At 72.1% G+C, this 16,634-nt stretch carries 13 protein-coding genes; all 13 read left to right on the top strand.

Going from position 1 to position 16,634, the window contains the following annotated elements:
• The first annotated feature begins 71 nt into the window (after nucleotides 1-71).
• The 13 genes from AC6H2I_RS02065 (at nucleotide 72) to truB (ending at nucleotide 16,627) form a co-directional block, all read left to right on the top strand.
• Nucleotides 72-617: a TetR/AcrR family transcriptional regulator gene (locus tag AC6H2I_RS02065; RefSeq protein WP_497498891.1), complete on the top strand. Its 546-nt coding sequence runs from the start codon at nucleotides 72-74 to the stop codon at nucleotides 615-617.
• Nucleotides 617-1,828 carry an MFS transporter gene (locus tag AC6H2I_RS02060; RefSeq protein ID WP_497498890.1) on the top strand — a complete coding sequence of 404 codons (1,212 nt, stop codon included), beginning with the start codon at nucleotides 617-619 and terminating at the stop codon, nucleotides 1,826-1,828. Before AC6H2I_RS02065 ends, AC6H2I_RS02060 begins: the two co-directional genes overlap by 1 nt.
• Before the next feature lie 117 nt (nucleotides 1,829-1,945).
• Nucleotides 1,946-4,609 carry a DNA mismatch repair protein MutS gene (gene mutS, locus AC6H2I_RS02055; RefSeq protein ID WP_497499007.1) on the top strand — a complete coding sequence of 888 codons (2,664 nt, stop codon included), beginning with the start codon at nucleotides 1,946-1,948 and terminating at the stop codon, nucleotides 4,607-4,609.
• Between the two features lie 97 nt (nucleotides 4,610-4,706).
• Complete coding sequence (gene lnt / locus AC6H2I_RS02050; RefSeq protein ID WP_497498889.1) at nucleotides 4,707-6,326, top strand: apolipoprotein N-acyltransferase; 1,620 nt, start codon at nucleotides 4,707-4,709, stop codon at nucleotides 6,324-6,326.
• 79 nt (nucleotides 6,327-6,405) lie between these two features.
• The gene (locus AC6H2I_RS02045; protein ID WP_497498888.1) at nucleotides 6,406-6,873 is read left to right on the top strand and encodes a helix-turn-helix domain-containing protein; all 468 of its coding nucleotides are present in this window, start codon (nucleotides 6,406-6,408) and stop codon (nucleotides 6,871-6,873) included.
• 200 nt (nucleotides 6,874-7,073) lie between these two features.
• Nucleotides 7,074-8,243, top strand: coding sequence for a methionine adenosyltransferase (gene metK / locus AC6H2I_RS02040; RefSeq protein WP_497498887.1), 1,170 nt, complete (start codon nucleotides 7,074-7,076; stop codon nucleotides 8,241-8,243).
• An 87-nt stretch (nucleotides 8,244-8,330) separates the two neighbouring features.
• Nucleotides 8,331-9,128 carry a tRNA (guanine(46)-N(7))-methyltransferase TrmB gene (trmB, locus tag AC6H2I_RS02035; protein ID WP_497498886.1) on the top strand — a complete coding sequence of 266 codons (798 nt, stop codon included), beginning with the start codon at nucleotides 8,331-8,333 and terminating at the stop codon, nucleotides 9,126-9,128.
• 171 nt (nucleotides 9,129-9,299) lie between these two features.
• Entirely contained in the window at nucleotides 9,300-9,785 is a 486-nt protein-coding gene (rimP, locus tag AC6H2I_RS02030) for a ribosome maturation factor RimP (RefSeq protein ID WP_497498885.1), read from the top strand.
• 59 nt (nucleotides 9,786-9,844) lie between these two features.
• Nucleotides 9,845-11,377 carry a transcription termination factor NusA gene (gene nusA / locus AC6H2I_RS02025; protein WP_497498884.1) on the top strand — a complete coding sequence of 511 codons (1,533 nt, stop codon included), beginning with the start codon at nucleotides 9,845-9,847 and terminating at the stop codon, nucleotides 11,375-11,377.
• Between the two features lie 54 nt (nucleotides 11,378-11,431).
• A complete protein-coding gene (locus tag AC6H2I_RS02020; RefSeq protein WP_497498883.1) occupies nucleotides 11,432-12,145 on the top strand; it encodes an RNA-binding protein in 714 nt (237 codons plus the stop codon).
• Nucleotides 12,146-12,166: 21 nt separating this feature from the next.
• Entirely contained in the window at nucleotides 12,167-14,908 is a 2,742-nt protein-coding gene (gene infB / locus AC6H2I_RS02015; protein WP_497498882.1) for a translation initiation factor IF-2, read from the top strand.
• Between the two features lie 206 nt (nucleotides 14,909-15,114).
• Entirely contained in the window at nucleotides 15,115-15,699 is a 585-nt protein-coding gene (rbfA, locus tag AC6H2I_RS02010; protein WP_497498881.1) for a 30S ribosome-binding factor RbfA, read from the top strand.
• The gene (gene truB, locus AC6H2I_RS02005; protein WP_497498880.1) at nucleotides 15,689-16,627 is read left to right on the top strand and encodes a tRNA pseudouridine(55) synthase TruB; all 939 of its coding nucleotides are present in this window, start codon (nucleotides 15,689-15,691) and stop codon (nucleotides 16,625-16,627) included. The genes rbfA and truB overlap by 11 nt, the downstream gene beginning before the upstream one ends.
• Nucleotides 16,628-16,634 lie beyond the last annotated feature (7 nt).

The raw sequence follows: 16,634 nt of genomic DNA, 5'->3' as shown, positions 1-16,634 counted from the left end.
GGGCACCCGTCCCCGACGCTGGCCGGCCGGCCGCCATTGACATGTAAAACGATCGCTTTACATGCGCTGCCATGGACAAGCGCACCACCCTGATCGCCGGAGCGACTCTCGCGTTCGAAGCGGAGGGCTTCCGAGGCATCGGCATCGACGGCATCCTCGCCGTCTGCGGCGCGTCGACGCGGACGCTCTACAAGCACTTCGGCTCGCGCGACGGGCTGGTGCTCGCGGTGCTGGACCGCCGGCACCGCGCCTTCATGGACCGGCTGGAGGCCCACCGCGACGGCGCCGACCCTATTGGCGAGCTGTTCGACGCGCTGCAGCACTGGCTGGCCGAGCACGGGGCGCAGGGCTGCATGCTGCTGCGCGCGCGCGGCGAATACGCCGGAGCCAGCGCGGACGTCGTCGGCCTCGTGCAGCGCCAGAAGCGGGCCTTCGAAGGCGAGATCGCCCGACGCGTCGAGGCGGCGCTGGGCCATGCCGATGCCGAACTCACCACCCAGGTGTGGGTCCTTTTCGAGGGCGCCATGGCGGCGGCGAGCGTGTCCGGGGTGTCCGTCGTCGCCGCGGCCAAGCGCGGGGCCGAGGCTCTCGTGAGCCTGGCCCGAGGCCGGGCGTGATGGGCGGGCGGGTCAATCTCGTCGCCGCCGCGTTTGCCCTCACCGCGCTGACCTATGGTCTGGCCCGCTTCGCGTACGGGCTCCTGCTCCCGGATCTGCGCCAAGACCTCTCGTTGAGCGCGGCGGCGGCCGGCTGGATCGGGGGCGGCGCGTTCGCAGCCTATTGCCTTGGCATCATCGCCGCGTTCCTGGCGGGCCCGCGGCTCGGCGACCGCCGCATCGCCGCGCTGGCCGGTGTGACCGCGACGGGCGGCCTGGCGCTGGTCACCGTCGCGTCGTCGGGCTGGAGCCTCGGCCCCGCGATCGCACTGGCGGGGCTGAGCACGGGGCTGACGTCGCCGCCGCTGGCCGCCGCGGTGGCGCGATGCCTCGACGACGGCGCCCGCCCGGCGGCGAACGGCGCGATCAATGCCGGCACGGCCGCCGGGATCATCCTCTCCGGTGTCGCCGCAGCCACCGTCGCCGGGGACTGGCGCGGCCTTTACGGCCTCTTCGCGGCGACCGGCGCGGCGGTCACGATCTGGCTGTGGTTCGCCGTGCCGCCGAGCCCCCGCGGACGGCCTTCGGCGGTCCTGTCCGGCGCCCTGTCCGGCGCCGCGTGGGCCCGCCCGGGCGTTGCGGGGCTTTGCGCCAGCGCGTTCCTGATGGGTGCCGCCAGCACCGCGATCTGGACCTTCGGGGCCAACATCCTGCGCGATGATCTCGGGATGGCCGATGGGGCCATCGCCCTGGCCTGGATCGTTCTCGGCGCAGCCGGCCTCGCCGGAGCGGGCACCGGCCTTCTCACCACCCGCTTCGGCATCGGTCCGGTCCACCGCTCCGCCCTGTGCGCCATGGCGCTGGCGCTGACCGGCCTGGCCGCGGCGGCCCTTGCGCCGACGGGCGCCTTCGCCGTCATGGGGCTGTTCGGCGTGGCCTACATCGTGTCGACCGGTGCGTTCCTGTTGTGGGGGATCACGCTGTTTCCCGACCACCCGGATTTCGGCCTCGGCCTTCCCTTCCTGACGGTCGCGCTCGGGCAGACGGCGGGTGCGCCGCTGTTCGGATGGCTCTGGGACGCGGCCGGGAGCGTGGCGGCGCTTCTGTCCTTCGCGGCGGTGACGGCAAGTGCGGCATGGTGGCCGCGGGGGGCGGCGCGCGACCGGACGCCGGCGCCGGAGCCGGGGGGTGGCGCGCCGGCGGTGCGCCGCCGGCGCGAGGGTGCTATATGACGGGGCCGCCCTTCCCCGAACCGCTGCTGGTCGCCGCCCCCCGTGTCCGACGCACTCGCACCCGACGCCACCCCCGCCCTCCCGGCCGAGGCCGCCATACCCGACGGCGCCACGCCGATGATGGCGCAGTTCCTGGAGATCAAGCGGGCCCATCCCGACTGCCTGCTGTTCTACCGGATGGGCGATTTCTACGAGATGTTCTTCGACGACGCCGTGGCCGCGGCCCAGGCGCTGGACATCGCGCTGACCAAGCGCGGCCAGCACCTGGGCGCCGACATCCCGATGTGCGGCGTCCCGGTGCACAGCCACGAATCCTACCTGGAGCGCCTGATCCGCCAGGGCTTCCGCGTCGCCATCTGCGAGCAGATGGAGGACCCGGCCGAGGCGAAGAAGCGCGGCGCGAAGTCGGTGGTGAAGCGGGGCGTGGTGCGGATCGTCACCCCGGGCACGCTGACCGAGGAGTCCCTGCTCGACGCGCGGTCCTCCAACTGGCTGGCGGCGGTGGCCGAGACCGGCGGCGCGGTGGCCCTGGCCTGGCTGGAGCTGTCGACCGGCGAATTGGCGGTGCAGCCGCTGACGCGCGCCGGGCTGGCCGCCGCGCTCGGCCGCCTGGACCCGCAGGAGCTGCTGGTGCCCGAACGGCTGGCCCAGGCGCCCGAGCTGTTCGAGCTGTGGGGGGAGTGGAAACGCCGCATGGCGGTGCTGCCCAACCCCCGCTTCGACAGCGAGAACGGCCGCCAGCGCCTGCACGCCCTCTACGGGGTCGGCACGCTCGACGCCTTCGGCGGTTTCGGCCGGGCCGAGGTGGCGGCGGCCGGGGCGCTGGTCGCCTATGTGGAGCTGACCCAGAAGGGCCGGGTGCCGCGGCTGGCGCCGCCGCGCCGCGTGATGCCGGGTGCGGTGCTGGAGATCGACGCCGCCACCCGGCGCAACCTGGAGCTGACCCGCACCCTCACCGGCGAGCGCCGCGGCAGCCTGCTGGCCACCATCGACCGCACGGTCACCGGGGCCGGCGCGCGCCTGCTGGCCGGCCATCTCGCCGCCCCGCTGACCGAACCGCCGGCCATCGCCCGGCGCCTCGACATGGTGGCGTTCGCCGTCGCCGAGGAGCGGCAGCGCCTCGACCTGCGCGCCGTGCTCGGCCGCTGCCCCGACCTGGAGCGGTCGTTGAGCCGGCTGACCCTGGGCCGCGGCGGCCCCCGCGACCTCGCCGCGGTGCGCGAGGCGCTGGCCTGCGCCGGCGAGGCGCGGGCGCTGCTGCTGGGCGGCGCCACGACCCCGCTGCCCGACGGGCTGCAGCGGGTGGCCCGCGGCCTGGGAGAGCACACCGCGCTGGTGGCGCTGCTGGGCGAGGCGCTCGCCTCGACGCTGCCGCTCCTGGCGCGCGACGGCGGCTTCATCGCGCCGGGCTATTCGGTGGCGCTCGACGAGCTGCTGACCCTGCGCGACGAGAGCCGCCGGCTGATCGCCGGCCTGCAGACGAAGTACGCCGGCATCGCCGGGGTCGCGAACCTCAAGATCAAACACAACAACGTGCTGGGCTACCACATCGAGGTCGGCGCGGCGCACGCCGACAAGCTGATGTCGGCGGCGGCACGGGAAACCTTCCTGCACCGCCAGACCATGGCCAACGCGGTGCGCTTCGGCACGGTGGAGCTGTCGGACCTGGAGCGCCGCATCTCCGAGGCGGCGGACCGCGCCCTGGCGGTCGAGCAGGAGCTGTTCGACCACCTCGTGCGGGCGGTCATCGACCAGGCCGAGGCGGTGGCCGCGGCGGCCCGCGCGCTGGCCGCGCTGGACGTGGCCCTGGCCCTGGCCGAGCTGGCGGCGGAACGGCGCTACACCCGGCCCCAGGTGGACGACAGCCTGGCCTTTGCGATCCGTGGCGGCCGCCACCCGGTGGTGGAGGCGGTGCTGGACGCCGCCAGCGGCGGCCCCTTCGTCGCCAACGACTGCGACCTCGCGCCGGACAACCGGCTGTGGCTGCTGACCGGCCCCAACATGGCGGGCAAGTCGACCTTCCTGCGCCAGAACGCGCTGATCGCCATCCTCGCCCAGATCGGCAGCTTCGTGCCCGCCGAGCACGCCCGCATCGGCGTGGTCGACCGCCTGTTCAGCCGGGTCGGCGCCGCCGACGACCTGGCCCGCGGCCGTTCCACCTTCATGGTGGAGATGGTGGAGACCGCGGCGATCCTGAACCAGTCCGGGGGCCGCGCCCTGGTGATCCTCGACGAGATCGGCCGCGGCACCGCAACCTTCGACGGTCTGTCCATCGCCTGGGCCTGCGTGGAGCACCTGCACGACGTCAACCGCTGCCGCGCCCTGTTCGCCACCCACTACCACGAGCTGACCATGCTGGCGGCCAAGCTGCCGGCGCTGTCGTGCCACACCATGCGGATCAAGGAGTGGCAAGGCGACGTGGTGTTCCTGCACGAGGTCGCGGCGGGCGCCGCCGACCGCAGCTACGGCATCCACGTGGCCAAGCTGGCCGGCCTGCCCGACGCGGTGGTGGGCCGCGCCGGCGAGGTGCTGAAGATCCTGGAATCGGGCGAGCAGAACGCCGCCATCCTCCGCCTCGCCGACGACCTGCCGCTGTTCAGCGCCGCCCTGAAGCGCCCGCCCGCGCCGCCCGTCGCCACGGCGGGGGCGGGGGCGGCGGAGCCGACCGGGACCGGCCCGTCGCCGCTGGAGCAGGCCCTGCGGACCCTCGACCTCGACGACCTGACGCCGCGCCGCGCCCTGGAGGAGCTCTACCGCCTGCGCGGGCTGCTGGCGCCGTGACCGCGCGGCGCGCCGGCCACGCGGTGTCGCAACACCACCACGTTCCCCCCATCTGATGCCCGGCGCCACCACCCAACCGTTGCGGAGGGACCCCCGCGTGCACACCGCCGACGCGATCAGTCACCAGAACCCGCTGCGCCGCGCGGCCGCCGGGTTGGCGCGGTTGAGCGGGTGGCGGCGCCTGGCCGCGGCCGCGGCCCTCGGCGGGCTGGCCGCCTTCGCCCTGCCCCCGGCCAACGCCGTGCCGGTGCTGCTGGTGGCCTTCCCCGGGCTGCTGTGGCTGCTGGAGGGCGTGCGCAGCCGGCGCGGCGCCTTCGCGGTGGGCTGGTGCTTCGGCTTCGGCCACCATCTCCTCGGCCTCTACTGGGTCAGCGTCGCGCTGTTCACCGACATCGACCGCTTCTGGTGGGCGCTGCCGCTGGCGGCGGCCGGCCTGCCGATGCTGCTGTCCCTGTTCACCGGCGCCGCGGCGCTCGCGGCCTGGTCGGTGCCGGCACGGGGCGTGGCGCGGCCGCTGCTGTTCGCCGCGGCGTGGGCGGCGGCGGAGTGGCTGCGCGGCCATGCCTTCACCGGATTTCCCTGGAACCTCACCGGCTACGGCTGGGTCGGGGTGCTGCCGGTGCTGCAGGGCGCCTCGGTGGTCGGCATCTACGGGTTGAGCCTGCTCACCGTCGCGGTCGCCGCCCTGCCGGCGGCCCTGGGCGACCCGGCGGCCCGGCCGCGCCGCGCCGCGGTCGCCGTGGCGGCCGGGCTGGCGCTGTTCGCCGGCATCGCCGCCTGGGGCGCCCTGCGCCTTGGCGCCGGTGCCGGCGACACGGTGCCGGGGGTGCGGCTGCGCCTCGTCCAGGCCGCGGTGGACCAGCGCCTGAAATGGGACCCGGCGGAGCGCGAGACCAATTTCCAGCGCCACCTCGCCCTCTCGGCGCTGCCCCCGCCCTCCGGCGGCGCGGCGCCGACCCACATCATCTGGCCGGAAACCGCGGTTCCCTTCTTCCTGGCCAACGACGCGGCACGCCGCGGCGCGGTCGCCGCCGTGGTGCCGCCCGGCGGCCTGGTCATCACCGGAGCGCCGCGGGCGGAGGCGGCGGCGGACGGCGGGCGCCGGTTCTACAACGCCCTGGTGGCGGTCGATGGCAGCGGCGCCGTCGTCGCCGCCTACGACAAGTTCCACCTCGTCCCGTTCGGCGAGTACATGCCGCTGCGCCGCTACCTGCCGGTCGGCGCCATCGCCGGCAACGGGGCGGAGTTCTCGGCCGGCCCCGGCCCGCGCTCGCTGCGCCTGCCCGGGCTGCCGCCGGTCAGCCCGCTGATCTGCTACGAAGTCATCTTCCCCGCCGCCGTCGCGGACCCCGCCGACCGCCCGTGGTGGCTGCTGAACCTCACCAACGACGCGTGGTACGGCCTCACCGCCGGCCCCCACCAGCATTTCGCCATCGCCCGGGTGCGCGCCGTGGAGGAAGGGGTGCCGCTGGTCCGCAACGCCAACACCGGCATCTCCGGCGTCGTCGATCCCTATGGGCGGGTGACGGCGCGCCTGCCACTCGGCACGCGCGGCGTCCTCGACGCCGACCTGCCCGCCGCGCTGGCGGACCCGACGCCCTACGGCCGGTTCGGCGATCTCGGGTTCGGGGTACTGCTACTGAGTTGTCTGGGGCTTGGGATACTCTCTCGACACAACCATGGTCGCAACCCATTATCCCTGCAATCGGGAACATGACAGCTCCCAGCCGGGTGCACTTGACTGCATACAAGGATATGCACTACAAGGGTTGTCACACGTTTTCAGGGAAATTGGCATGCAGACAGCAGCGCGTGGCCGCCGGGGTGTTTCGGGTCGGCCCAAGACCGGTAAGCCGAATCCGATCGACGTCCACGTCGGCTCCCGTGTCCGGCTCCGCCGGACGCTCCTCGGCATGAGCCAGGAGAAGCTGGGCGAGGCGATCGGTCTGACGTTCCAGCAGGTGCAGAAGTACGAGCGGGGCGCCAACCGCATCGGCGCCTCCCGCCTCTACAAGCTCAGCACTGTGCTTGATGTGCCGGTGTCGTTCTTCTTCGACGACATGCCGGCCAGCGCCAACGACGCGCCCATCGAGGACGGCGAGAACGATGAGCCCGTCGGCGTCTACGAGCCCGACCCCATGGCCAAGCGCGAGACGCTGGAGCTGGTGCGCGCCTACTACCGCATCACCGATCCGTCGGTGCGCAAGCGGTTGTTTGAGCTGACCAAGGCCGTGGCCAACGCCGGGACCGAAACCGCGGAGTGACGCGGCGGCCCACGGCGGCGTGACGAATCGGGCGCGTCCCCTGCGGGACGCGCCCGTCTTCGTTGCGACCAGGGTGCTGCCACGCGCCGCGCGACTTCGCTTGACCCGACCGGAAAACCTTGTCAAATACCGCATTCGATGGACGGTACGGCGCACACCGATCGTGTCGAATGCTCCCCTTGGAACAGCCGAGGTTTCCCGTGGCCAAGAAAAACTATGTCTTCACCAGCGAGTCCGTGTCCGAAGGTCATCCGGACAAGGTGTGCGACCGCATCTCCGATGCCATCGTCGACCTCTACCTGTCGCACGAGCCGCAGGCCCGCGTCGCCGTCGAGACGCTGGCCACCACCAACCAGATCGTCCTGGCGGGCGAGGTGCGGGGTCCGGAGAGCATCACCCCCGACATGCTGGTCGAGGTGGCGCGCCACGCCGTGAAGGACATCGGCTACGAGCAGGACGGGTTCCACTGGGAGACGATGGACGTCAAGTGCCTGGTCCACGCCCAGTCCGCCGACATCGCCATCGGCGTCGACGCCGCCGGCAACAAGGACGAGGGTGCGGGCGACCAGGGCATCATGTTCGGCTACGCCTGCCGCGAGACCCCGGCCCTGATGCCGGCGCCGATCTACTACGCCCACGCCATCCTCAAGTCGCTGGCCGAGGCGCGCCACTCCGGCGCCTCGCCGATCCTGGGTCCGGACGCCAAGAGCCAGGTGACCCTGCGATACGTCGACGGCCAGCCGGTGGGCGCCACCTCGGTGGTGGTGTCGACGCAGCACGGCGACGGGGTCGACCAGGACGCGGTGCGCGAGATCGTGCGGCCGCACGTCGTCAACTGCCTGCCCGAGGGCTGGATGTGCGGCGAGGACCTCTTCTACGTCAACCCCACGGGCCGCTTCGTCATCGGCGGCCCGGACGGCGACGCCGGACTGACCGGGCGCAAGATCATCGTCGACACCTACGGCGGTGCCGCGCCCCACGGCGGCGGCGCCTTTTCGGGCAAGGACCCGACGAAGGTCGACCGCTCCGCCGCCTACGCCGCCCGCTACCTCGCCAAGAACGTGGTGGCGGCCGAGCTGGCCGACCGCTGCACCATCCAGCTGTCCTACGCCATCGGCGTGTCGAAGCCGCTGTCGGTCTACATCGACACCCATGGCACCGGCCAGGTCGACGAGGACCGCCTGTCGGACGTGCTCCAGCAGCTCATGAACCTGAGCCCGCGGGGCATCCGCACCCATCTCGGCCTCAACAAGCCGATCTACGCGCGCACCGCGGCCTACGGCCATTTCGGCCGCGACGCCGAGGTCGACGGCGGCTTCTCCTGGGAGAGGACCGACCTGGCCGGCGACCTGCGCGCCGCCTTCTTCTGACCGGCCCCGCCGGCCGGCGTTCCCGCACCCGACCACCGGCAGGGGCCTCACGGCCCCTGCTTTCGTTTTTCAGGCCCCCTCCCCGCCATGACCGACCGCTCCGATGACACCGGCCGCCGCCTCTACGGACGCCGCAAGGGACGCCCGCTGCGCCGGCGGCGCACCGAACTGCTGGACACCCTGCTGCCGCGTCTGGAGATCCCGGTGCCGGCCCCCGGCGCGACGCTCGATCCCTTCGCCCTGTTCGACCGGCCCCTGCGCGACGTCTGGCTGGAGGTCGGATTCGGCGGCGGCCATCACCTGGCCTGGCAGGCCGAGCACCACCGCGACGTCGGCCTGATCGGCTGCGAGCCCTTCGTCAACGGCGTCGCCAGCCTGCTGACCCTGGCCGACGACGCCGGGCTCGACAACGTGCGGATCCTGCCCGACGACGCCCGCCCCCTGCTCGACGCCCTGCCCGACGCCAGCGTCGGCCGCTGCTTCGTGCTGTTCGCCGACCCCTGGCCCAAGAAGCGCCATTGGGAGCGCCGCTTCATCGGCCCGGCCAACCTGGCCGCCCTGGCCCGCGTGCTCAAGGACGGCGCCGAGCTGCGGCTGGCCAGCGACGACGCGGGGCTGGTGCGCTGGATGCTGGAGCACACCGTGCGCCACCCCGCCTTCGAGTGGACGGCGCGCCGGCCCGCGGACTGGCGCGTCCGCCCCGACGACTGGCCGCCCACCCGTTACGAGGAGAAGGCGATCGCCGCGGGCCGCCGCCCCGCCTTCCTGCGCTTCGTGCGCCGGCCGCGGACCGCCGCCTCGGCAACCGGTTCGGCAACCGGTTCGGCCGCCGCGTCGGCCGCCGCATCGCCCCCCATGGTCGCGCCGCCCGGCGGCCGGGGATAATTCCCTTGCAGCCGGCGGCGGAACGTCTATAGTCACACGCCAGATCCCATACGACTTGGCGGCCCGTGAAAACGGGCCGGCGAGGCGCTTTGCGGGTGGGCTTTTTGGCCCACCTTCTTGTTTATTGGCGTATGCAATCCCCGGAACGGCTCCGGGGCCAGGCTTGGTGGAATGGACGCAACCGGTCGGATCGAACAGATTGTCACCCCCTCGATCGAAGCCATGGGGTACGAGGTCGTGCGGGTGCAGCTGTCGGGGACGCAGAATCCCATCCTTCAGATCATGGCCGAGCGTGCCGACGGCACGCCGATGACCGTGGAGGATTGCGCCGACATCAGCCGCGGCGTCTCCGCGCTGCTCGACGTGGAGGATCCGATCGCCGGTGCCTACACGCTGGAGGTCAGCTCGCCCGGCCTCGACCGGCCGCTCACCCGGCTCAAGGACTTCGAGCGGTTCGCCGGATTCGAAGCCAAGCTGGAGGCCCGCATCGCCATCGATGGGCGCAAGCGCTTCAAGGGGCGGCTGCGCGGCGTCGCCGGCGACGAGGTGCGGATCGAGACCGAGCACGGGCCGGCCGGCATCGCCTTCGACAACATCCAGCGGGCCAAGCTGGTGATCACGGACGACCTGATCCGTGCCAGCGGTCCGCACGCCTGACGCCGCCGGCGGAGCGGGTTCCAGGGTACCAGAAGAACATGTTCGGGAAAGAGTGACGGATGGAACTGCTGCAAGTCGCTGACGCGGTCGCCCGCGAAAAGAACATCGACCGGGACGAGGTCCTGGAGGCGATGGAGCAGGCGATCCAGAAGGCTGGCCGCTCGAAGTATGGCCACGAGCACGACATCCGCGCCCGCATCGACCGCAAGACCGGGGAGATCCAGCTCGCCCGCTACCTGGAGGTGGTCGACGAGGTCGAGAACGAGGCCACCCAGGTGACCCTGGCCTACGCCCAGCGCAAGCGCCCGGGCGTTGCCGTCGGCGAGTTCCTGATCGATCCCCTGCCGCCCATCGATTTCGGCCGCATCGCCGCCCAGACGGCCAAGCAGGTGATCGTCCAGAAGGTCCGCGACGCCGAGCGCAAGCGCCAGTTCACCGAGTACAAGGACCGCATCAGCGAGGTCGTGAACGGCCTGGTCAAGCGCGTCGAGTACGGCAACGTCACCGTCGACCTGGGCCGCGCCGAGGCGATCCTGCGCCGGGACGAGCTGCTGCCGCGTGAGCACTTCAAGAACGGCGACCGCGTGCGCGCCTACATCTACGACGTGCGCGAGGAGGCGCGGGGGCCGCAGATCTTCCTGTCGCGCACCCACCCCATGTTCATGGCCAAGCTGTTCGACCAGGAGGTGCCGGAGATCTACGACGGCATCATCGAGATCAAGGCGGTCGCCCGCGACCCCGGCAGCCGGGCCAAGATCGCCGTGGTGTCCAAGGACAGCTCCATCGACCCGGTCGGCGCCTGCGTCGGCATGCGCGGCAGCCGCGTCCAGGCGGTGGTCGGCGAGCTGCAGGGCGAGAAGATCGACATCATTCCCTGGTCCCAGGAGCCGGCGACCTTCGTCGTCAACGCGCTGGCCCCCGCCGAGGTCGCCAAGGTGGTGATCGACGAGGAGGGCGGCCGCATCGAGGTGGTGGTTCCCGACGACCAGCTGTCGCTGGCCATCGGCCGGCGCGGCCAGAACGTCCGGCTCGCCACCATGCTGACGGGCTGGGACATCGACATCATGACGGAGCAGGAGGAGTCGGAGCGCCGCTCCGAGGAGTTCCGCACCCGTTCCCAGCTGTTCATCGACGGACTCGACGTCGACGACGTGATCGCCCATCTCCTGGTGGCCGAGGGCTTCACCACGGTGGAGGAGATCGCCTTCGTCGACACCGAGGAACTCGCCGAGATCGAGGGCTTCGACGAGGACGTCGCCAACGAGCTGAAGCAGCGCGCGCTCCACTTCCTGGCCGAGCAGGACGAGATCATGACCGCCCGCCGGCAGGAGCTGGGCGTCACCGACGAGGTCGCCGAGCTCACCGGCGCCACCCCCACCCAGCTGGTCAGGCTGGGCGAGAACGGCGTCAAGACCATCGACGACCTGGCCGACCTGGCCGGTGACGAGCTGCGCGACATCCTGGGCAAGGACGCACCCTCCGAGGAGGAGGCGAACACCATCATCATGGCCGCGCGCGCTCACTGGTTCGAGAGCGAGGGCGGCGAGAACGCACCCGATGCCGCCGGCGGCGAGCCGGCGGCACAGGGCTGACGCCCGTGTCCACGGACCGGGACACATCAGATCTTCGGAGGCAACACCGAGCGGATGGCAGGGCTGAACGACGCGACCGACACGGACACCCGGCACCCGGAGACGGGCACGGCCGTGGACCCCGCCGATCAGGAACGGGGTCCGCAGCGCCGCTGCATCGTCACGGGCACGGTCGGGCCCAAGGACGGCATGATCCGCTTCGCGGTCGCGCCGGACGGGGAGGTCGTGCCGGATCTGGAGGAGCGCCTGCCCGGCCGTGGCTTGTGGGTGACCGCCGAGCGGCCGCTGCTTGAAAAAGCGCTCGCCCGCAACATATTCGCCAAGGCGGCGCGTCGCGCCGCCCGCCCGCCTGCCGATCTCACGGCCCGGCTGGTCGCTCTTCTGGAACGCCGCTGTCTCGACACCATAGGTCTGGCGCGCCGCGCCGGGCAGGCCGTGACCGGCTTCGAAAAAGTCCGCGAGGCGCTGAAAGGCGGCCGCATCGGCCGTCCCGGCATCCCGCCTGGCCTCCTTCTCGAGGCCAGCGACGGGTCGCCCGACCAGCGCGGCAAAATCCATGCGTTGGCCCCGGCCCTGCCGGTGGTTGACCTCTTCAATTCCGCAGCGCTTGCTGCGGCGCTTGGACGGGAACACGCGGTGCACGCCGTGGTCGCCCGCGGCAAGCTGGCCGATGGGCTGGCTCGCGACGCGGCACGGCTGCGCGGCATCGCCGACCCGGCCGTCGTTCCTTCCGTCGCCGGCGCGGGGCCGGGCGGCCGTGGCAACTAACGATCCAACATTCCGGAACCGATGACCGATAGCAACGACCAGGACCAAAAGAAAGTCTTGCACCTCTCCGGCTCCGGCAAGGGGAAACTGGAGCTGAAGAAGCCGGTCGACACCACGGTCCGGCAAAGCTTTTCCCATGGCCGGTCGAAAACCGTGACCGTCGAGGTCAAGCGCAAGCGAACCGTGGAGAAGGGCGCCCTGCCCGGCGTGGCCGACGGCGGTGCCGCCGCGCGCCAGGCCGCCCAGGGCCTGCCGATCCGCGGCGGCGGCGGCGGTGGCCGTCCGGCGCGCGGCGGCGGCGGCGGTGTGCGCCAGCTGACCAAGGAGGAGCGTGACGCCCGTATGCGGGCGTTGCGCGGCGCCGTGCACGAGGAGGAGCAGCGGCGCATCCAGGAGGAGGAGGACGCCATTGCCCGCGAGGAGGCGGCCGCGCTCGCGGCGACGCTTCCCGAGGTGGTGGAGCCCGAGGAGCCGGAGGTTCTCGACGCCGAGACCCTGCGCCAGCGGGAAATGGAGGAGCTGCGCCGCATCCAGGAGGATGAGAAGCGCAAGGAGGACGAGGCCGAGCGCCGCCGCAAAGACGAGGAGGCCAAGCGCAAGGAGGCCGAGGACGCCCGCAAGGCCGACGAGCCGCGCCGCCGCGACGACGAGCCGCGGCGCCCGGCCGCCGGTGCACCGCGCACCGCCGAACCGGCCGCGGTGCGTCCTGCGGCGCCCGGCGCGCCGGGTCCCCGCTTCGCCGCACCCGCCGCCACGCCCGACGAGGATGACGGGCGCGGCCGTGGTGGGCGTGGCGGTGGCAAGACCGCCAGCAAGGCACCGGCACCGGCCCCGCGCAAGCCGGCGCCGGCCGGCGCCGACCGCCGCCGCGGCGGCAAGATGACGGTGACCCAGGCGCTCAACGACGACGAGGGCGGCCGCGGCCGCAGCCTCGCGGCGGTGCGCCGTGCCCGGGAACGCGAGCGTCAGCGCATGCTGATGCGCCAGGACACCCAGAAGGTCACCCGCGACGTCGTCCTGCCCGAGGTCATCACCGTGCAGGAGCTGGCCAACCGCATGGCCGAGCGCGGGGCCGACGTGATCAAGGCGCTGATGCGCATGGGGGTGATGGCGACCATCAACCAGACCATCGACGCCGACACCGCCGAGCTTCTCATCAACGAGTTCGGCCACCGCGTGCGCCGCGTTTCGGAGGCCGATGTGGAGCTGGGCATGCGCGGCGAGGAGGATGTGGCCGAGCAGCTGGTGTCGCGTCCGCCGGTGGTGACCATCATGGGCCACGTCGACCACGGCAAGACCTCGCTGCTGGACTCGCTCCGCCAGACCGACGTGGTCTCGGGCGAGGCCGGCGGCATCACCCAGCACATCGGTGCCTACCAGGTTCAGCTCCACTCCGGCGCGAAGATCACCTTCATCGACACGCCGGGCCACGCCGCCTTCACCGAGATGCGCGCGCGCGGCGCCAACGTCACCGACGTGGTGGTGCTGGTGGTGGCCGCCAACGACGGCGTCATGCCGCAGACCATCGAGGCGATCCACCACGCGAAGGCGGCCAAGGTGCCGATCATCGTGGCGATCAACAAGATCGACCTGCCCGACGCCAACCCGGACCGCGTCCGCCAGGAGCTTCTGCAGTACGAGCTGGTGGTCGAGGACATGGGCGGCGACGTGCTCGACGTGCCGGTGTCGGCCAAGGCCAAGATGAACCTGGAGAAGCTGGAGGAGGCCATCCTCCTGCAGGCCGAGATCCTGGAGCTGAAGGCCAACCCCGGCCGCACCGCCGAGGGCGTGGTGGTCGAGGCCAAGCTGGAGCGCGGCCGCGGCTCGGTCGCCACCGTTCTGGTGCAGCGTGGCACGTTGAAGGTGGGCGACGTCTTCGTCACCGGCGCCGAGTGGGGCCGGGTGCGCGCGCTGGTCAACGACCGTGGCCAGAACGTCATGGACGCCGGGCCGGCCACGCCGGTGGAGGTGTTGGGTCTCAACGGCACGCCGATGGCCGGCGACGACTTCACCGTCGTCGACACCGAGGCGCGGGCCCGCGAGATCGCCGAGTTCCGCCAGCGCAAGAAGCGCGAAGCGGCCAACGCGGCGACCGCCCGCGGCTCGCTCCAGGACATGTTCAACCGCATCCAGGCCGGCGAGGCCAAGGAGCTGCCGGTCGTCATCAAGGGCGACGTGCAGGGCTCCATCGAGGCCATCTCCAGCTCGCTGGAGAAGCTCACGGCGGAGAACACCGAGGTCAAGGTGCGGGTGCTCCACGCGTCCGTGGGCGCCATCAACGAATCCGACGTCACGCTGGCGAACGCGTCCAACGCGATGATCATCGGCTTCAACGTCCGCGCCAACCCGCAGGCCCGCGACCTGGCAAAGCGCGACAGCGTCGAGATCCGCTACTACTCGATCATCTACAACGTGATCGACGACGTGAAGGCGGCGCTGACCGGCATGCTGACGCCGACCCTGCGGGAGCGCTTCATCGGCTACGCCGAGATCCGCGAGGTGTTCAACATCACCCGCGTCGGCAAGGTGGCGGGCTGCATGGTCACCCAGGGCACCGTCAAGCGCGGTGCGGGGGTGCGCCTGCTGCGCGACAACGTGGTGATCCACGAGGGCACGCTGAAGACCCTCAAGCGCTTCAAGGACGAAGTCCGCGACGTGCGCGAGGGATACGAGTGCGGCATGGCCTTCGAGAACTACGACAACATCGAGGCCGGCGACATCATCGAGGCCTTCGAAATCGAGGAGGTGGCGCGGGCGCTCTGACGCCCGACGCCGCGTCTTCCGCCGAGGACGGCGCCGTCGCGCCGGGCTCCACCGGCCTGTGTCCCGTCGCCGACGGGACGCGGGCCGGCGGCGCCCGGCACAACCGCGTCCGGAGGGCCGCCCCGTGGTGGGGCGGCACCGGCGGCGCCGAACCTCGGGCCCGCCACCGGTGTTTCCGGTCGGCGGCAGATACGAAAGCAAGGACCATGGCGAGCAAGCATCGCGGCGCCACGCGCGCCGGCAAACCCCCGACTCAGCGGCAGCTGCGGATCGGTGAGGAAGTGCGCCACACGCTGGCGGAGATCCTGCAGCGGGGCGACTTCCACGACCCCGAGCTGGCCGGGCTGAACGTCACCGTGACCGAGGTGCGCATCAGCCCAGACCTGAAGAACGCCACCGCCTTCGTCACCCCCCTTGGTGGCGGTCCGATGGAGGAGGCGCTGGGTGCCCTGCGGCGGGCGGCCCCGTTCCTGCGCGGCCAGGTCGCCCGCGGGGTGAACCTGCGCCACGCGCCGACCCTGGGCTTCGAGGCCGACACCTCGTTCGAGTACGCCGGGCGCATCGGCACCATTCTGCACAGCCCGGCGGTGGCCCGCGACCTCCTGCCCGACCGCGTCAACGGCGACGGGGACGACGACGGGGACGAGCAGGAGGACGACGGGGACGAGGACGAGGCGGCGGAGGAATTCGAGTACGACCAGGAGTCCGACGACCCGCTCGACGATCCGCTCGAGGGCGGCGACGGGGCGGACGAGGCCGCTCCCGACGGGGACGGCCGCCGTGGCGCGTAGGCGCAAGGGCCGGCCGATCCATGGCTGGCTGGTGCTGGACAAGCCCGAGGGCCTGACCTCCACCCAGGCGTTGAGCCGGGTGCGCGGGGCGCTGAATGCGGAAAAAGCGGGGCATGGCGGGACCCTCGACCCGTTCGCCACCGGCGTCCTGCCGATCGCCCTGGGCGAGGCCACCAAGACCGTGTCCTACGTCATGGATGGGGCCAAGACCTACCGCTTTTCGGTGCGTTGGGGGGTGCGCCGCACCACCGACGACCGCGAGGGCGAGGTGATCCAGACCAGCGACCACCGCCCCGACGCGGCGGCGATCGCCGCCGCCCTGCCCCGGTTCCTTGGCACCATCGAGCAGGTGCCGCCGCAGTTCTGCGCCCTCAAGGTGGACGGAGAGCGCGCCTACGCCATCGCCCGCGAGGGCGACGCCGTCGACCTGGCGGCGCGGCCGGTGCGCATCGACCGCTTCGCCCTGGTCGGCACCCCCGACGCCGACCATGCCGAGTTCGAGGTGGATTGCGGCAAGGGCACCTATGTCCGGTCGCTGGCCCGCGACCTCGCCGAGGCGCTGGGAACGGTCGGGCACGTGGCCACCCTGCGCCGCACCAGGGTCGGCCCCTTCACCGTGGAGGGGGCGATTTCCCTGGACGAACTCTTGACGTTGGAGCATGGTGCGCCCGTCGAACGACTTCTGCTGCCGATCGAGACCGCGCTGGACGACATCCCGGCCCTGGCCTTGACGGAAGCCGAAGCGCACCGACTGAGACACGGCCAATCGGTGGTGCTTCTTTCCCGGCCCGATCGCGAGCGTCTGACAGCGCTCCACGGCGGCGTTGGGGAGGATGGCGCCCTTCTTGCGCTTTTCGGCGGAAAGCCGGTGGCGTTGGCCCGTGTCGAGGGGGCGGAGGTCCGTCCGGTGCGCGTTCTCAACCTCTGATTCCACA

Source organism: Azospirillum sp. NS33 (genome assembly GCF_059703765.1).
This window is presented reverse-complemented; position numbering and strand designations above follow the sequence as displayed.

Coding starts and splice junctions, on each gene's coding strand:
- AC6H2I_RS02065 (WP_497498891.1), top strand. CDS start 72: ATGGACAAGCGCACCACCCTGATCGCCGGAGCGACTCTCGCGTTCGAA.
- rbfA (WP_497498881.1), top strand. CDS start 15,115: ATGGCGAGCAAGCATCGCGGCGCCACGCGCGCCGGCAAACCCCCGACT.
- AC6H2I_RS02020 (WP_497498883.1), top strand. CDS start 11,432: ATGGCAGGGCTGAACGACGCGACCGACACGGACACCCGGCACCCGGAG.
- mutS (WP_497499007.1), top strand. CDS start 1,946: ATGATGGCGCAGTTCCTGGAGATCAAGCGGGCCCATCCCGACTGCCTG.
- AC6H2I_RS02045 (WP_497498888.1), top strand. CDS start 6,406: ATGCAGACAGCAGCGCGTGGCCGCCGGGGTGTTTCGGGTCGGCCCAAG.
- AC6H2I_RS02060 (WP_497498890.1), top strand. CDS start 617: ATGGGCGGGCGGGTCAATCTCGTCGCCGCCGCGTTTGCCCTCACCGCG.
- infB (WP_497498882.1), top strand. CDS start 12,167: ATGACCGATAGCAACGACCAGGACCAAAAGAAAGTCTTGCACCTCTCC.
- rimP (WP_497498885.1), top strand. CDS start 9,300: ATGGACGCAACCGGTCGGATCGAACAGATTGTCACCCCCTCGATCGAA.
- nusA (WP_497498884.1), top strand. CDS start 9,845: ATGGAACTGCTGCAAGTCGCTGACGCGGTCGCCCGCGAAAAGAACATC.
- trmB (WP_497498886.1), top strand. CDS start 8,331: ATGACCGACCGCTCCGATGACACCGGCCGCCGCCTCTACGGACGCCGC.